This is a genomic window from Photobacterium andalusiense (assembly GCF_900185625.1).
Lineage (GTDB): Bacteria > Pseudomonadota > Gammaproteobacteria > Enterobacterales > Vibrionaceae > Photobacterium > Photobacterium aquimaris.
Genome location: NZ_FYAJ01000001.1, coordinates 544,001 through 559,959, shown reverse-complemented (window position 1 = coordinate 559,959; position 15,959 = coordinate 544,001). Strand labels below are relative to the sequence as shown.

Here is a 15,959-nt window from a genome sequence, read left to right as displayed (position 1 = left end):
GCGGACTTAACCTGAGGGCCTTTAATGGGCGATATCGCAAAATCTGCTGCAAAACTAAGCGTTTTCTCGATAATAATGATCACGATTACCTCGGTAGATAGTATCCGTAATTTACCGGGCGCAGCACTCTTTGGTAGCCATGCTATTTCTTTCTTTTTATTAGCAGGATTATGCTTCTTTGTACCAACAGCACTAGTCTGTGCAGAAATGAGTACGACTTACCCTAAACAAGGCGGGGTTTATCTGTGGGGTAAAGAGACTTTAGGCCACAACTTTGGTTTTGTTACCGTATGGTATCAATATGCTGAAAATATTGTCTATTATCCACCACTGATCTCATTTATTGTTGCAACGGGTACCTACCCCTTTTTCCCTCATCTAGCAGAAAATAATATTTTTATGCTAGTGATGATTAATGTCATCTTTTGGGCACTAACCTTAGTTAACATCTTTGGCTTACGTCTATCATCAATGATCACTAATGTTTTTGGTATGATTGGTCTGATTTTCCCTATTTTGCTTATTATCGCATTAGGTGGCTATTGGACATATACCAACCCTGAAGCATCACATATCTCATTGCGTCATGTTTCAGATTGGTTACCAGATTTCTCTCAAAGTGGTATTGGTGCTAGTTTCACTGCCGTGGTGTTATCACTCACCGGAATTGAAATTACTACCGCTTATGCGAATGAAGTTAAGAACCCACAAAAAGCCTACCCTAAAGCATTATTAGTTTCGACTATCATGATTTTAGTGTCATTAACGGCTTGTTCATTATCTATCGCAGCGGTTGTGTCACACAATAATTCAAGTTTAAGTGAAGGCATTATTCTGGCATTTAAAACCTTTTTTGAAGATATGAATTTGCCATTCTTATTACCTGTAATCGCACTTGCCATTGTATTTGGTAGCCTCGCTAGTTTGAACAACTGGATTATTGCTCCGACTAAAAGTTTACATGTTGCTGCTAAAGATAAGTTTATGCCTATACGCTTATCTAAAGAAAACCGTAATAAAGCACCAGTGCCACTACTGCTGTTGCAAGGTGCTATTGTTAGCTTATTATCGTTAGTATTTGTATTAGTACCTAATGTTAACCAAGGTATGTGGTTACTTAATATTCTGATGACACAACTTTACATGGTAATGTATATTTGTATTTTCATCAGTTTCTTAGCATCACGCCGCAAGCATCGTCATATAGAGCGTCCTTTCCGCGTACCTGGTGGAAAATATGGCATGATTATCGCTTCAACCCTTGGTTTAATCAGTTGTTTCGTCACTATTTTTGTTTCTTTTGATGTACCATCTAGTATTAACAAAAGTACTGCTGCAATTGCATTAATTTCAGGCTTTATTATTTTTAGTCTTCCTGCTATTGCTGCTATTGTTTATCGCAATAAGCAACTCAAACAGGCTTAATTTCTCAAATAATAAACGTATGTAGCGACATAAAAAAACCGCAGCATTTACATAATGCTACGGTTTTTTTTATTATTGCACCGATTAATGTAGTGCATCATGATGACGTAATTCACGCAAATATCGATAAATGGTATGTATAGAAATGTTCAACCCTTGAGCTGCAATCTGCGCGCTGTCTTTTAAATCAAAAATATTCATTTCATTTAAACGTGTAACAATTTCACGACTTTTCTTTGATGGTGGAATACCATTATCTCCCATGACCTGAATACGAATCGACTCAATGGCACTATGCATCATTTCATCATTATTTCGAGCAAACGTTTCAGCAGTAAAGCCATGATCACAATGAGATGTAATATTTGGTAAGAAAGATTGAATCATCGATTGAAATGGTGCATCTAAATTAGTGTTAACACATAGCATACCAATCGGATGCTGAAGATGATTACGAATAATAGTGGTAATTGAGTGCAATGTTTTACCATCAGGACACTTAGTTATATAAGGATCTGAAATATCTTTGCCTTCATTTAGTTTGACTAAAGCAAGGTTGGTAATCGGTGCACCCACTTCTCTTCCAGTGATATGACCATTAACTATTTTGATTATCGATGGATGACGAATATCTAAACTGTGTAATAACACCTCTGTATGTTCACCTCGCATTGCGGCAATACCATCAACAATACTCTCAATTGCATGAAGAATATGATAATCACTCGGTGTCAATTTTCGTAATAACATTCATAACTCCATTAGTTAAATTATAGATACAAAAAAACCGCCTTCTATTCTCATCCAGTTTATGAATGAATATAGATTAGGCGGTTAAAATGCAGTGATTATGCAGACATAATCTTAATTATTGTTCTGTCAGTATTTGCCATACCTTCAGTAACCATGCGACCTACATTACGGATCGTGGTTTCAACGTCATTAGCAATGATACCCTGAGCATGTGCCTCATGGTTATCAATTGCCATTAATGAGCTCATTACAGCTGAACTGGTTGAACTCTTCACTTTCATCGCACACGTCGATTTAGCACCATCACAGAACATACCAGTGGTATCACTCAGCGTATTTTGAATAGCAAAACAGATTTTTTCAAATGAGCCGCCTTGTAGATATGTCATCGCCATTGATGCGGCTGAGCTTGTTACTGCACAACCACAAAATGGTGATAGTGGTGGATAAAAAGACTTCATGTAAATAGCACCTAAATGGCTCATGATAAGCGCACGAGCAAGTTGTTCATCAGTAGAGTGACAATGCTCTGCAAAAACAATCACAGGCATAGATGCACAAATACCTTGATTACCACTACCATAATTACTCATTGCTGGTAATGTTGCGCCACCCATTCGTGCATCAGATGCAGCCGCTGAACACATTACAGCACGGTTAGCGAGGCAAGCTCCTAGAACGCCATTTTCAATGTTCTTTTGGTAAGTACGGCCGACTTGCAGTCCATATTTATTATTCAAACCCTCATTAGAAAGCGCAACCGTGAGTTCACGTGCTTGTAGAATAAATTCAATATCTGCAAAATCGGCTTCTGTTGCAAACTTATAAATACCCGCAATAGAGATATCGATATCATCACATACAGAAGCGGTGGATTTTTGCTGTTGCTCACAGCCATTTAAAGCTGTCGTATCATAAACAATCTCACCGTTTAGCGTCTTTTTAATGATTTGCGTATGACCGCCACTAATTTCGACAGTAGCCATACTGTCGCCCGCTTTTGCTTCTGCATAACAATAAATAAACTCATCAACATCCTTACGACCTACATGCACTTTGCCTGCATCAATGAGTTGTTGAGCTTTCTCGACATCTTCAGCTGTAATGTTAACTAAAACTTCAAGACCACCTTCAGGATTACCACCGATAGCACCGACAGCGGAAGCAATTGGCAAACCAATCTTACCTGTACCAGGAACAAACACACCCATTGAGTTCTTAAATAAGTTGTCTGAAACCTTAACTGTTAATTCTTCAACCTCTTGACCCAATAATTGGGCAACAACAGCTGAGGCATAAGCTGCTGAGATAGGCTCAGTACAACCAAATGCCGGTTTAACTACAGTGTTAATGATTTTTTTGTATTGCTTCCATTGTGTATTCATATTGATGACCCTTAATGGCACTAATTATTTTAGTTATTATTTATGAGTAAATTACTTACGGTATGCAATTGCTTCAATTTCAACCAATGCACCCATTGGTAAGTCTTTAACAGCAAAGCAGCTACGTGCTGGACATTCTGTTGTAAAGAATTCAGCATAAACTTTATTAAAAGCAGCAAAATCATCAATATTTGCTAGGTAACATGTAGTTTTAACAACGGTATTCATATCACCGCCGCCAGCCTCTAATACAGAACGTAAATTTTCTAGAGATTGACGAGATTGCTCAGCAACACCACCATCAACAATGCCACCTTTCTCTTTACATACAGGTAGTTGACCTGATGTAAAAATCAATTCACCAAATACATTACCGTGAGAATAAGGACCAATTGCGTCAGGTGCTTTTTTTGAAGTGATTACTTTTGACATGTTTTTTATCTCTTTCTATCTAAAATTCAAATTTAGTTTAACCTCCAATTACAAAATTACGCAAGTTTATTTGCATTCAATATTGAAATCATATGTTGCAACTTTAAACAAATAGCACTTATTCGTTACTAATCAATGATTAAGTTAGTTTTTTTATTAAAAATAATCAAAAACAGTCACAAAATAGCCCGTAATCACTTACAACTCACATTGCAAAAGCCATTTAAATCAAATATATTTGCATAAAACAAAATAGTAAAAAAACACCGTAGACTTATTTTCTGCAATTATTTTTGAATTAGACACACTCATTAAAGTAGGCCGCTCATGAAGAAACAATTAATACAAGCAGGACTAAAAGCTATCTTTCCTCTCTGCGTAGGAGCATTTCCTTTCTCCTTCATTGTAGGTGCGATCAGTATTAATGCCGGCATGTCTGTTTTACAAAGTACATTATGGTCATTAACCGTCTTTGCAGGATCGGCACAAATGGTAGCACTTGGCTTAGTACAATCGTCGACCGAGATTATTGTTATTTTCGTAACCACGTTTGTTATTAATTTACGCCACATTCTTTATAGCGCCTCATTATCTGAATATGTAAAAGAATACAACATGCCAACACGAATGCTAATGTCATATGGTTTAACCGATGAGGTATATGCTGCAACCATTGGTGAGATGAAACATGAGAAGCCAGGTCGTCAGTGGTTCTATTTAGCGGCAATGTTTGGTTTTTGGGTTAACTGGGTCGTTGCCGATTTCTGTGGTGCAATGATTGGCTCTTCATTCCCACATATTGCAGATTACGGTTTAGATTTTGCGATGGTCGCTGCCTTTATTGCGATTGTTATTCCACAAGTTAAAAAACGCGAATGTATTGTTGCTGCTGTTATTGCAACAGTCACTGGTATTTTATTATCAGGCTTACCTTATTCATTAGGACTTGTTATTGCAGCAATCGTTGGTGTTTACGCAGGTTATAAAATGGACATATCAACAGAGAGAATGGAAGCAGAGACCAAAGCAGAAGCAAAAAAAATTATTCTTCAAGAACTAGCTGATGAGCAGCAATACCAACAAGCACTTTCATCAACCACCACTATTAATAAATAACAAGGATCATAACCATGCATACTCACGCACATATTGCTTTAGATAATGATTATGTTCTTTATTTATCACTGGCGATGATTGCCGCTACATTTATTATTCGCTTTGCTGTAATTGGAATGGCTGGTCGTTTTACTATGTCAGAGCGATTCAAAAAAACATTACGCTTTGTTCCTGTAACCGTTTTACCCGCGATTATAGCGGTTGAAATTTTAGGTAAAGGTTCAAACTTTGCATTTAACCTTGAGAACCCTAAATTATTAGCAGCCATTGTTTGTACTATGATTAGTTTACGCTTTGGTCTTATCTGGGTTGTTATTGGTGGTTTGATTTCATTAGTTTTATTCCAAACTTACCTTGAACCTATGATGCACTTTTTTCATCATCTAATGTGCTAAATAATATTACCGACTCTCAATAATAATAAATGTTCCACTCTCTCTTTTCCCGAGCTTTACCGCTCGGGTTTTTTATTTTTATAAATACTAAAAGCCTAGTTTAATAAAAAACTAGGCTTAATTGATATCTTAATATGTATTATTTCTGTGCTAAACGTACGTGATCAACATCAATTTTGGTATGGTTAAATTCTTTATCTATTTCACCTTGAATGGTGATTTTTGTTTGTGGTGTTACTTGAAGACCAAACCACTTGTCATGATCAATTTCAACTGTCATTGTGCCACTACCGTCGGTAAAAGTGTAATGCTCGCCACCTAGTGATGATGTTAGGTAGCCTGTTAAGGTTACAGGTGTATCATCACTAAACATGCCTGCATCTACTACACCTTTAACTGTGTTAATACCATGTGTAGGACCTGAAAAACCTTGTTGTTGTGGTTGAGCAACTTGATTAATAACTTGGTTATTAGCAAATGCAGCTGTTGATGTCATTGCCGCTAGTAAGGTAACCAGTAAAATTGACTTTTTCATTATTTAATCACTTCTTAATCTAATATATGGCTAATATTAAATGCCTATTCAATAATGACATTTAATAGATAATTTATTGATGACGTATTAGAAGAAATACGTTGTATTTACTGTCACGTTACCGCCATTTGCAGTGCTGTCGACGTAATACTCCATGGCTGCACCAATATTGATATTACGGTAGACGTTATAATCAATACCAATGCTGGCTATTACACCAAACTCACTCTTATTTTTGCTTTCACCACCTAAGCGTGGCTTATTAAATTCAATATCATCATTTAATACATTTTCATATTCATCTTGAGCCGATGATGAATAATCATATTGTGTGTAAGTAATACCAGCACCGGCTTTTAATTGTACTTTTTCAGTCAGCGCATAAAAATAAACAGGCTTAACGATAAACTGTTTAGCATTAATATCAGCTTCCCACTCTCTTTCATGGGTATAACTATTATTGTTAACTAACGGTAAATGCTGACTGGTTGAGCCTTCTAATTCAAACTGCTTATAACCTAACTCAATACCGATATTATTACTGCGGTAACCCACAAAGCCACCAAAGGTTGTTGATGAGTTACTTGGCGTTACCGTTTTAGCATCGGCAACAAAGTGAGTGCTAAAATCATGGTTAATTGAAGCTGCACCAACCTCAAGGCCAACATACGGTCCAGCAAATGCTGGTGAACATAGTAAAGCTAACGGTAATAATAATTTGTTATTCATCGTGTTATAAGCATCCAAAGCTCTTTCGTTGGAGTAACTTTATAACCATAAGCGTGAAGAGATCGTGAAGAAAGTGACCAATAACAAATTTAAATGAATACCCAGCAATGCATAGCTCAAATAAATTAGACGCGTGTCGCATTAAGTGACAATAATTAACGCCAAGGTCACCGCACCGATATAACAATTACTGCGACATAAACCACAACCATCACAACGATTACTGTCGACTTGTGGCTGTTGATTATTATTAATCGTTAATGCTTGTTGAGGGCATTGCTCAACACAGGTTTGACAGTGTCCTGAGACACGATTGAGACAACCTGCGCTAAATATTGGTCGATATTCAGTATCTGCGATTGGTGATGATAATGCCGATGTTGGACAGACTCGCTGGCACTCAGCGCATTGAGTGCAATGATTATAATCAAGATTTAACTGCGGTTTATTATCATCACCCCATTCAATCACTTGCTGAGAACATTGTTGCTCACATGCTTTGCAACCATTGCACAATGCCGTAAATAACGCCTCGTCTAACGCTGTTGGGGGACGAGCAATATCACGTAGCACTGCTATTTGTTGTTGAGGCTGACTGTTCTTGAGTCCACCAAATAAGCCTCGAAATAATCCACGACGGCTAACATGGTAGTGATCCAAACAACTACGGTAATAACGCTCGTCGCGGTCAGCCATTAAAAATAAACCTTCATATCAGCAGGTGTTAGGACTAATTCTTGTTGTACATAATGTAACCACTGCTGCATAGCTATAGCTAGATATTGATAAGTTTTTGTTTTGGCACTTTTCTCCACCAGCTCGAGATACCGATAAGCCCAAGGTAATAAATGTTGCTCGAGTAACGCTTTTGCAGCTTCATGCTGTTGTTGCTCAATTAGATTTGCTAACGCCAATAACATCAATCCAAATTGATCTTCAGGCTCTCGCATTCCCGTATCTAATGCCATTTGTTGTTGAGCTAAAAACTCACGGTAGCGTAACAATGAATCGCCAAATATCACTTGTTCACGATCTAAATATACTGAGCCCCACGGTGGTGCAGGCATTACGTCCATACCTTCAAATAACTGCTGAAAATCTGTTGCTAAAGCAATTTCACCATCTAATGCCATTCGCTGGGCTAGCCCAGAAAACAAACTTTCCTCATCACTGTTATCCATCGCTTTTACGAGCTCAAGATTATTAGTGTGTGTCAGCGGATAATAAAACAGGCTACCAAACACACGCGCTAAAATTGTTATTTGTTCCATCAAAGACTACTCACTCAAATTTTTGCAAAAGATAACGTAAAAACAAAAAAAGTAAATTGTTCTATGACAAATTAATAAAATTAACAGTAAAACAAACAACAATAAAAGCTTTAAAATCAACAATATATACCAATAGAGCATATACTAAATAGTGATAGCCGTCACAAATGCACTTAAAATCGATTTATTTACACATAATCATTAATATTTATTGATAAAGAGCAAAGTTATAAACAATTTTTACCGACATTATCGCGAAAAAAAATTGCAGCACATTAAAAGCATGCTGCTTAATAATGAGAATGTCGTTCATGAAAACAAAAATAAAGCAGTTACTCAGCCCTATTTTTACCCGTCGAGACTTTATTAAATCAAGCTCTGCCGTTGGTGGACTTGCCGTTGCAGCGAGCAGTCTTTCGCTACCTTTTAAGACCGAAGCTTCACAGCCTGTAGAAAATCACAAACAAGAAAAAGTCGTTTGGAGTGCTTGCACCGTTAACTGTGGCAGTCGCTGTCCATTACGCATGCATGTTGTTAATGGTGAGATCAAATGGGTTGATGCCGATAATACCGGTAATGATGAATATGGCGATCACCAAGTACGTGCATGTTTACGTGGCCGTTCTATGCGTCGTCGTGTTTATAACCCTGATCGCCTTAAATACCCAATGAAGCGTATTGGTAAACGTGGTGAAGGTAAGTTCAAGCGTATTAGCTGGGATGAAGCTTACGATGAAATTGCCAATAACCTAACCCGTATCCGTAAAGATTATGGCAGTGAGGCGATTTATCTTAATTACGGTACAGGAACACTTGGTGGTACTGTTACTAAATCATGGCCTCCAGGCAGTACGCTTATTGCACGTCTAATGAATTTAACTGGTGGTTATTTAAATCAGTACGGTGATTATTCTACTGCACAAATTGCAGCAGGTTTAAATTACACTTATGGTGGTTTTGCAGCTAATAACTCATTTTCTGATCTTGAAAATACCAAATTAATTGTTCAATTTGGTAATAACCCAGCAGAAACACGCATGTCAGGTGGTGGGAATATTCACCACTTAATGGAAAGCAAGCAGCGTTCTAACGCCAAAATGATCATGATTGATCCGCGTTATAACGACACCGCAGGTGGGCGCGAAGATCAGTGGATTCCAATTCGCCCCGGTACTGATGCTGCATTAGTGGCCGCTATTGCCCATGTGATGATCAAAGAAGACATGGTAGATCAAGTTTTCCTTGATACCTATTGCATTGGCTATGATGCTAAAACCTTACCCGATTCTGCACCTGCAAACTCAGATTATAAGTCTTATATTCTTGGTTTAGGCGAAGATAAAACAGAAAAAACACCGCAATGGGCAGCCTCTATTACAGGAATTCCAGCAGATGTGATCATCAAACTGGCACGTGAAATTGGCTCAACAAAGCCGTGTGCAATTTACCAAGGTTGGGGATTACAACGTACCGCCAATGGTGAGATTGCCTGCCGCTCAATTGCAATGCTATCACTTCTAACTGGTAATGTTGGTATTAATGGTGGTGGTACAGGTGCACGCGAATCTGACTACAACATTCCGTTTGTTCGCTTCCCTATTCCTGCTAACCCAGTAAAAACAGCCATTTCAATGTTCTTATGGACAGATGCTATTGTGCGTGGTCCTGAAATGACAGCTAAACGTGATGGCGTGCGCGGTAAAGATAAACTTGATATGCCAATTAAGTTTATTTGGAACTACGCTGGTAACTGTTTGATTAACCAACACTCAGACATTAACCGTACCCATGACATTCTACAAGATGATAGCGCGTGTGAAATGATTGTGGTGATCGATAACCATATGACTTCATCGGCTAAATATGCTGATATTTTATTGCCGGATCTTACAACATCTGAGCAAGCTGATTTCTGTATGGATGCCAAAGCGTCAAACATGCCGTATTTCATCTATGCCGATCAAGCGATTAAACCACAATTTGAAACCCGCGGTATTTACCAAATTTGTAGTGATTTAGCTAAGCGTTTAGGTGTAGAGCAAGCCTTTACTGAAGGTCGTGATCAAGAAGGTTGGTTACGCCACTTATACCAACAGACCCGCGCAAATGATCCAAGCTTGCCTGACTTTGAAACAGTGCGTAAGCAAGGCATTGTTAAACGTCGCGATCCTAATGGTCACTTTGTGGCGTATAAAGCATTCCGTGAAGATCCACTTAACAATCCATTAACTACCCCTTCAGGTAAAATTGAGATTTACTCCGAACGACTAGCAACAATCGCTTCTGAGTGGGAATTGGCTGAAGGTGACGTTATTCACCCATTACCAATTTATGCTACTACACCTGAAGGTTGGAATGATCCTAAACGTCAGCAATTTCCATTACAACTTACTGGATTCCATTATAAAGCGCGCTGTCATTCAACCTATGGCAACGTCGATATTATTAAAGAAGCTGCCCGTCAAGAAATGTGGATCAACCCAATGGATGCCGAGCAACGTGGTATTACCAATGGTGATGTGATTCGTATTTTTAACGACCGTGGCGAGTTGCACATTAATGCCAAAGTTACTCCTCGCATGATGCCTGGTGTAGTTGCACTTGGCGAAGGCGCTTGGTATGCCCCTGACGGTCAGAAAATCGACCATGGTGGTTGTATTAACGTATTAACAACGCAACGTCCAAGTCCGCTCGCAAAAGGCAACCCGCAACACACCAACTTGGTGGAAGTACAACTGGTTAATAAGGCATAAGGTTAGATCATGAAACAATACGGCTTTTATATCGATTCAAGTAAATGCACAGGCTGTAAAACCTGCCAATTATCCTGCAAAGATAACAAAGACTTGGATGTTGGCGTTAACTACCGCCGCGTATATGAATACGCAGGTGGAAATTGGGTAAAAGAAGGCGATACGTTCCGCCAAGACGTATTCTCTTATTACTTATCCATTGCCTGTAATCATTGTGATGAACCTGCATGTGCCAAAGTGTGCCCTTCAGGTGCAATGCACAAACGCGAGCAAGATGGCTTAGTCGTTGTTAATGAGGATATTTGTATTGGTTGTAAGTATTGCACTATGGCTTGTCCTTATGGTGCACCACAATACAACGAAGCTAAAGGTCATATGACAAAATGTGATGGTTGTTTTGAGCGCGTCGAGCAAGGTTTAGATCCTGTTTGTGTTGGTTCTTGTCCACTACGTGCATTAGAGTTTGGTGATATTACTGAACTACGTGCGAAATATGGCACCAATGCTGATGTTGCGCCATTACCACCATCATCGCACACCAAACCCAATCTTGTAATCAAAGCAAACCGTCATGCTCGCCCTTGTGGAGACAAAACTGGTTTCTTAGCAAATCCTACGGAGGTTTAATATGGCTTGGCATGAATGGCCGCTAATCGTTTTTACCGTATTAGCACAAACAGCTGTTGGCGCTTATCTATTGGTAGGCAGTGTTATTTTACGTAACACTCTAACTACAGAAGTCAGTGACCGTTTACACAAAGCGATGTTCTTCATTTGGGTTCTTATGGGCCTTGGTTTCATGGCATCAACCATGCACCTTGGTAGCCCATTACGAGCATTTAATGCATTGAATCAAGTAGGAAGTTCATGGCTGTCCAATGAAATTTTCACTGGTAGTCTATTTTTTGCATTGGGGGGAAGTTACTGGCTATTAGCACTGTTAAAGGTAGGACCGATTGCACTACGTAAAATCATATTAGTAATAGGTATGTTAGTTGGTATCAGCTTTATCTATTCAATGATCATGGTGTATTTAATTAGCACAGTACCCACATGGAATACCCTCTATACACCATTAGCATTTGTACTGACAGCCATTTTATCAGGTTTGATTTTGGGTCATTTATTACTGACTATTGCTAAGCATAATAATGCTGATATGGATAATGCACTGCCATTAGTTGGTGCTATTTTTGCAGCGATATATGTTGTAATTGTAATTGGTCAGATTATTGAATTGCATAGCACAACTTCAGCGTTAGGCTCTGCGATGGATATAATCCCTAATCTGATGCAATTGCAAATTATACGAATCGGTTTATTGTTTGCAGCCATTATCTGCTGGTTTATTCCACGACTAATTAAAGCACGACCAACACTGTTCATCATGTTGTTAAGCTTAATATTTATCTTACTTGCGGAACTTACTGGACGTGGTATTTTTTATGGGCTTCATATGACTGTTGGTCTGTAATATAGCCTTTATTATTCCAATCAAAACATTTTAAGCTTAGGCCTCCTACATATTAGGAGGTCTTTTTTATAGAGGCTAATAATACAAGAAATTAGTCAGCGTTAACGATTGGCTTAGGTAATACCGCAACGCTGCTATCCATTGGACGTAGATAGTTCTCCCAAATGGTTAATGTCCGTTGTTGGGTTAACGCTAATTTACAAGAAAGTGCCATAACGCCACGTATTGTGCCCTGTTGCCACTGAGTATAGACGGCATTACATTCTGCCTTTTGATATAGCAGCCATTGTTTTTGTGCGCTTTTTATTGCATCAATAAGTTGTTTATCCGTACTATTTTGCTTGATTGCCTGCGTTAAATATTGTTGCAACTGTTGATTGGCCGTATCAAATTTATTCTCAGCACATTGATTAATTTCAATTGTTGTATAAGCATTATCACAATCAACTTTTGTCGTTTGTGCCGTCGCCATTGCCGAACTTGAGACCAATAACCCACTTATTAAACATAACTTTTTCATTTTACCCTCGGCTATTTTGTTTTCTTTATTATTTGTCTATTTTTATATTAATTATTTACTATCGAATCGGCCTGTAACACTAAACTATGGTGACGTTTCAAATATAATAAATTATTTAACTGAAATGTGGATTTCTAATTTTCACATGCGAGTTATAATGAAAATTGAAGTGGCCTAATAGGCGATTCACCCTATTTGGCGGACTTATTTACCGATTCTCATCATGAATTCGCCTATTTAATTGTTAGGAGTTTTAATGAGTATCGCTATTCTTGTTTTTCTAGTCATTCTTAATGGCTGGTTTGCTATGTCAGAAATAGCCTTAGTAACATCTCGAAAAAACCGGTTACAGGTTCTTGCTGACGAAGGCGATCCCTCAGCCATTACGGCATTAAAATTAGCCAATAAACCGACCACTTTTTTATCAACTATTCAAATCGGTATTACCATTATTGGTATTCTAAATGGCGTTATTGGTGAAGCTGCTTTAGCCGGGCCTATTTCATCATGGCTGAAGTCATTTGGCGTTCAAGCACACACAGCATCCATTTCTGCCACCATTATTGCCGTGGTTATTATTACCTATTTTTCAATTGTTGTGGGTGAGTTGATCCCTAAACGCTATGCCCAAGTTAATGCTGAACCATTAGCATTACGCGTTGCTCGCCCAATCAGTGTATTGTCATTATTATCGCGCCCTTTTGTTATTTTATTAGCTGGTTCAACCGAATTATTTCTGCGTATCTTTAGTAAAAGTACCAATAATAGCAATCATCTAACCGAAGATGATATTAAAGCCATTATTAATGAAGGGTCTCAAACAGGCATTATTCATCAACAAGAGCATGCCATGGTACGTAATGTTTTCCATTTTGATGATCGCAAAGTTTCATCCATGATGACCCCACGCAATGACATCAGTTATCTCGATCTTGATCATGCCGTTGAAAGCTATCAACAAAAATTACTCGCCAGCCCTTTTTCATGTTTGCCGGTATGTAATCACACTATTGATGACGTCAAAGGTACCATCACCGCAAAACAATTATTACGATTTGAACTTGATAATCGTAATGATGACTCAAAAAACATTATTGATTATATAACTCAGCCGCTCTTTATTCCGGAGACCTGGACGGGAACAGACTTACTTGAAATGTTCCAAGAGTCTGGAAATGAAATTGCCTTTGTTGTCGATGAATATGGTGATATTCAAGGTATTGTTACACCGCAGGATATCCTTGAGGCGTTAACGGGCAAATTTACCACTCAAGATCCAACTGATGTATGGTCGCAAAAAATAGCCGAAAACCATTGGCATCTTGATGGACTTGTTCCAATCACAGTTGTGAAAGATCTCTTAGATTTAAAGAAACTACCTGATGAAGACCAAAATGGCTATCAAACATTAAATGGCATGCTAATGTGGATCAAAGGTGGTTTGCCTCAAATCGGTGATATTATCGCTTGGCAACAATGGCGCTTTGAAATTCTTGTTATTGATCATAATCGGATTGAGAAAGTAAATGTCTACTTATTTGAGACATCTCTATCTGATGAGTAATCCCTATGAGTATCTACCGTTGTGGGCAGATACTCAGCATTAATTGTATTAATTTACTCGTGACCAAGCATCACGCCAGTGTTGAGTTTTACCTGGCGCATAACCTTCTAGCTCGCACCACGGGGTTGCTGGCCAATCACGGCAACGATAAACATTACCATTTGGCATTCTCACCCTATCACCAGCGCTGTATTTCACTCCAGCACGATAACGGGTTACCTTAAAATTATTCGGCTTGGTATGATTATTATCGTTATCAATTAAACGAACTAATTTCCACGGACCCGATTCATTATCACGTTGAGGACGATCGCCCTGTGTCCACCACTTAGCGACCCACAAACGGCCTAAATAACGCGCACTATCACCTTTGGTATAAACGGTTTCTTTATTCCATGTTTGTAACCCAGGTCGCTCACTTGGTAATGTTGTAGGACGATCATTTGCGTGTGCAACTAATGAAATCGAACTCAGTGACAATGCACTGAGCACACATATAACTAGCAATGAGCTTTTCTTCATAATAGCAGCTATCCCTATCTACATATTCGACTAATATTTATTTGCTTTATTTTATAAATTTAAAACAGAAAGAACAGCAAATTAGCACATAATATTGTAAGCAAGGGTATCTAAGTATTTAATAGCCGCCAGTTTTACGGTATTCCTGCTCTGCAAACTTCTTGCCTTCTGCTGCCGCGGCTTGGCAAGCTTGTGGATCAACATCACCACGCTGAATAACATATCGTGTTAATTGCTGAGCTTTTTGATTGCGATTGAAAAATTCATGGTAGCCGATATTACGACAGAGTTCCCACGATGACACGCCAGCTGCATTATCAACGGTATAACTGTTTGACGGTGTTCCCGCACAGCCCGTTACTATGATAGCCGTAACCGCTGCTACTATTATCTTTTTCATGTTTATCCCTATTGTAAACAACTTATAATGACACTCTCTTTATTATACAAAAGAGAGGTGTCTATTTAGCTGTGATTGTAGTCTACAGCTGAACACTATAACAACTGAATCTATTTTATCTTTTCATCAACAACATACATTACTATTGCAAATATTTTCTTGATAATGAGTCCAATATTTAGCACGTATTTTCAGCTACGACTCACCTCGCCTACGCAATTAAATAATTTACTTTTACGCTAGTAATTAAGCTCAAATTAGCATAAGTTGCGAGGCAATATTAATACCGTGATCAGGATACTTTCCATGAACAATTTTCAGAGCTATTCTCAGCTCCTTCCTTGCTTTGATTGTCGTAAAAATACAGCAGAGTCTGACTTAGGTTGGTTAACACCTGCAATGTATGACAGCGCTCAACAACAAATTACCGCAATCATTACAAGTGATGCTGCTTTTGGTGATGATCTAATGGTGGTCATCACGTGTACTCCTGAAGAAGCGCGTGATTACTTATTATTAAATGCATTTGGTTATACTGAAGAAGAATTAACTTCAAATGGTATTGATGCTGATGATCTTAAAGACATTGAACAGGAAATCGCAGCAAGCACAACCGCACTAGGTCAAGTGGCTTTTGAGCACGAAATTGCACTGCAAGCTTGTAGCACTTGTGAATAATCACAAG

At 38.4% G+C, this 15,959-nt stretch carries 18 protein-coding genes; 8 read left to right on the top strand and 10 right to left on the bottom strand.

The genetic code is table 11. The features are described from left to right. Positions 1–24: 24 nt before the first annotated feature. Positions 25–1,425 (top strand): APC family permease, encoded by a 1,401-nt coding sequence (locus tag PAND9192_RS02570; protein WP_087852409.1) that lies wholly within the window; start codon positions 25–27, stop codon positions 1,423–1,425. An 84-nt stretch (positions 1,426–1,509) separates the two neighbouring features. Here the strand turns inward: PAND9192_RS02570 and PAND9192_RS02565 are convergent, their stop codons facing one another. The 3 genes from PAND9192_RS02565 to PAND9192_RS02555 form a co-directional block, all read right to left on the bottom strand. Then, on the bottom strand, positions 1,510–2,175 hold the full coding sequence (locus tag PAND9192_RS02565; protein WP_087852408.1) for a helix-turn-helix transcriptional regulator: 666 nt from the start codon (positions 2,173–2,175) through the stop codon (positions 1,510–1,512). Positions 2,176–2,273: 98 nt separating this feature from the next. Next, positions 2,274–3,563 carry an L-cysteine desulfidase family protein gene (locus PAND9192_RS02560; protein WP_087852407.1) on the bottom strand — a complete coding sequence of 430 codons (1,290 nt, stop codon included), beginning with the start codon at positions 3,561–3,563 and terminating at the stop codon, positions 2,274–2,276. 51 nt (positions 3,564–3,614) lie between these two features. Then, complete coding sequence (locus tag PAND9192_RS02555; RefSeq protein WP_087819574.1) at positions 3,615–3,995, bottom strand: RidA family protein; 381 nt, start codon at positions 3,993–3,995, stop codon at positions 3,615–3,617. Between the two features lie 327 nt (positions 3,996–4,322). Between PAND9192_RS02555 and PAND9192_RS02550 the strand changes: the two genes are divergently transcribed. After that, positions 4,323–5,111, top strand: a complete 789-nt coding sequence (locus PAND9192_RS02550) for an AzlC family ABC transporter permease (RefSeq protein ID WP_087852406.1) — start codon at positions 4,323–4,325, stop codon at positions 5,109–5,111. Between the two features lie 14 nt (positions 5,112–5,125). Next, positions 5,126–5,506, top strand: coding sequence for an AzlD domain-containing protein (locus tag PAND9192_RS02545; RefSeq protein WP_060996483.1), 381 nt, complete (start codon positions 5,126–5,128; stop codon positions 5,504–5,506). A gap of 139 nt (positions 5,507–5,645) precedes the next feature. Here the strand turns inward: PAND9192_RS02545 and PAND9192_RS02540 are convergent, their stop codons facing one another. From PAND9192_RS02540 to PAND9192_RS02525, 4 genes are all read right to left on the bottom strand, one after another. Continuing rightward, positions 5,646–6,041 (bottom strand): YgiW/YdeI family stress tolerance OB fold protein, encoded by a 396-nt coding sequence (locus PAND9192_RS02540; RefSeq protein ID WP_087843779.1) that lies wholly within the window; start codon positions 6,039–6,041, stop codon positions 5,646–5,648. A gap of 87 nt (positions 6,042–6,128) precedes the next feature. Beyond that, positions 6,129–6,770, bottom strand: a complete 642-nt coding sequence (locus tag PAND9192_RS02535; RefSeq protein WP_087852405.1) for an AcfA family outer membrane beta-barrel protein — start codon at positions 6,768–6,770, stop codon at positions 6,129–6,131. Between the two features lie 141 nt (positions 6,771–6,911). After that, complete coding sequence (napF, locus tag PAND9192_RS02530; RefSeq protein ID WP_087852404.1) at positions 6,912–7,466, bottom strand: ferredoxin-type protein NapF; 555 nt, start codon at positions 7,464–7,466, stop codon at positions 6,912–6,914. Next, positions 7,466–8,041 (bottom strand): molecular chaperone TorD family protein, encoded by a 576-nt coding sequence (locus PAND9192_RS02525; protein WP_087852403.1) that lies wholly within the window; start codon positions 8,039–8,041, stop codon positions 7,466–7,468. Before PAND9192_RS02525 ends, napF begins: the two co-directional genes overlap by 1 nt. Before the next feature lie 311 nt (positions 8,042–8,352). Between PAND9192_RS02525 and PAND9192_RS02520 the strand changes: the two genes are divergently transcribed. Genes PAND9192_RS02520 through PAND9192_RS02510 form a run of 3 tightly spaced genes read left to right on the top strand, consistent with a single transcriptional unit; the run spans position 8,353 to position 12,268 of the window. Then, entirely contained in the window at positions 8,353–10,794 is a 2,442-nt protein-coding gene (locus tag PAND9192_RS02520; protein WP_087852402.1) for a DmsA/YnfE/YnfF family dimethyl sulfoxide reductase, read from the top strand. 9 nt (positions 10,795–10,803) lie between these two features. Continuing rightward, a complete protein-coding gene (locus PAND9192_RS02515; protein ID WP_065166157.1) occupies positions 10,804–11,421 on the top strand; it encodes a DMSO/selenate family reductase complex B subunit in 618 nt (205 codons plus the stop codon). 1 nt (position 11,422) lies between these two features. After that, the gene (locus PAND9192_RS02510; RefSeq protein ID WP_087852401.1) at positions 11,423–12,268 is read left to right on the top strand and encodes a DmsC/YnfH family molybdoenzyme membrane anchor subunit; all 846 of its coding nucleotides are present in this window, start codon (positions 11,423–11,425) and stop codon (positions 12,266–12,268) included. A 91-nt stretch (positions 12,269–12,359) separates the two neighbouring features. Here the strand turns inward: PAND9192_RS02510 and PAND9192_RS02505 are convergent, their stop codons facing one another. After that, a complete protein-coding gene (locus PAND9192_RS02505; protein WP_087852400.1) occupies positions 12,360–12,788 on the bottom strand; it encodes a lysozyme inhibitor LprI family protein in 429 nt (142 codons plus the stop codon). A 256-nt stretch (positions 12,789–13,044) separates the two neighbouring features. Here PAND9192_RS02505 and PAND9192_RS02500 point away from each other — a divergent pair, with 256 nt between their 5' ends. Beyond that, on the top strand, positions 13,045–14,352 hold the full coding sequence (locus PAND9192_RS02500) for a hemolysin family protein (RefSeq protein ID WP_087852399.1): 1,308 nt from the start codon (positions 13,045–13,047) through the stop codon (positions 14,350–14,352). Between the two features lie 48 nt (positions 14,353–14,400). On the opposite strand, the gene PAND9192_RS02495 is transcribed toward PAND9192_RS02500, so the two are convergent. Continuing rightward, positions 14,401–14,874, bottom strand: a complete 474-nt coding sequence (locus PAND9192_RS02495) for a carbohydrate-binding protein (protein ID WP_087852398.1) — start codon at positions 14,872–14,874, stop codon at positions 14,401–14,403. A gap of 118 nt (positions 14,875–14,992) precedes the next feature. After that, positions 14,993–15,274 (bottom strand): membrane lipoprotein lipid attachment site-containing protein, encoded by a 282-nt coding sequence (locus PAND9192_RS02490; protein WP_060996494.1) that lies wholly within the window; start codon positions 15,272–15,274, stop codon positions 14,993–14,995. A gap of 306 nt (positions 15,275–15,580) precedes the next feature. Here PAND9192_RS02490 and PAND9192_RS02485 point away from each other — a divergent pair, with 306 nt between their 5' ends. After that, positions 15,581–15,952: a hypothetical protein gene (locus PAND9192_RS02485; protein WP_087852397.1), complete on the top strand. Its 372-nt coding sequence runs from the start codon at positions 15,581–15,583 to the stop codon at positions 15,950–15,952. Positions 15,953–15,959: the final 7 nt, after the last annotated feature.

Bases quoted from the DNA above. Each gene is read 5' to 3' on its own strand.
- PAND9192_RS02570 (WP_087852409.1), top strand. From the start codon at position 25: ATGGGCGATATCGCAAAATCTGCTGCAAAACTAAGCGTTTTCTCGATA.
- PAND9192_RS02545 (WP_060996483.1), top strand. From the start codon at position 5,126: ATGCATACTCACGCACATATTGCTTTAGATAATGATTATGTTCTTTAT.
- PAND9192_RS02505 (WP_087852400.1), bottom strand. From the start codon at position 12,788: ATGAAAAAGTTATGTTTAATAAGTGGGTTATTGGTCTCAAGTTCGGCA.
- PAND9192_RS02560 (WP_087852407.1), bottom strand. From the start codon at position 3,563: ATGAATACACAATGGAAGCAATACAAAAAAATCATTAACACTGTAGTT.
- PAND9192_RS02485 (WP_087852397.1), top strand. From the start codon at position 15,581: ATGAACAATTTTCAGAGCTATTCTCAGCTCCTTCCTTGCTTTGATTGT.
- PAND9192_RS02510 (WP_087852401.1), top strand. From the start codon at position 11,423: ATGGCTTGGCATGAATGGCCGCTAATCGTTTTTACCGTATTAGCACAA.
- PAND9192_RS02550 (WP_087852406.1), top strand. From the start codon at position 4,323: ATGAAGAAACAATTAATACAAGCAGGACTAAAAGCTATCTTTCCTCTC.
- napF (WP_087852404.1), bottom strand. From the start codon at position 7,466: ATGGCTGACCGCGACGAGCGTTATTACCGTAGTTGTTTGGATCACTAC.
- PAND9192_RS02520 (WP_087852402.1), top strand. From the start codon at position 8,353: ATGAAAACAAAAATAAAGCAGTTACTCAGCCCTATTTTTACCCGTCGA.
- PAND9192_RS02535 (WP_087852405.1), bottom strand. From the start codon at position 6,770: ATGAATAACAAATTATTATTACCGTTAGCTTTACTATGTTCACCAGCA.
- PAND9192_RS02555 (WP_087819574.1), bottom strand. From the start codon at position 3,995: ATGTCAAAAGTAATCACTTCAAAAAAAGCACCTGACGCAATTGGTCCT.
- PAND9192_RS02525 (WP_087852403.1), bottom strand. From the start codon at position 8,041: ATGGAACAAATAACAATTTTAGCGCGTGTGTTTGGTAGCCTGTTTTAT.
- PAND9192_RS02500 (WP_087852399.1), top strand. From the start codon at position 13,045: ATGAGTATCGCTATTCTTGTTTTTCTAGTCATTCTTAATGGCTGGTTT.
- PAND9192_RS02540 (WP_087843779.1), bottom strand. From the start codon at position 6,041: ATGAAAAAGTCAATTTTACTGGTTACCTTACTAGCGGCAATGACATCA.
- PAND9192_RS02490 (WP_060996494.1), bottom strand. From the start codon at position 15,274: ATGAAAAAGATAATAGTAGCAGCGGTTACGGCTATCATAGTAACGGGC.
- PAND9192_RS02515 (WP_065166157.1), top strand. From the start codon at position 10,804: ATGAAACAATACGGCTTTTATATCGATTCAAGTAAATGCACAGGCTGT.
- PAND9192_RS02565 (WP_087852408.1), bottom strand. From the start codon at position 2,175: ATGTTATTACGAAAATTGACACCGAGTGATTATCATATTCTTCATGCA.
- PAND9192_RS02495 (WP_087852398.1), bottom strand. From the start codon at position 14,874: ATGAAGAAAAGCTCATTGCTAGTTATATGTGTGCTCAGTGCATTGTCA.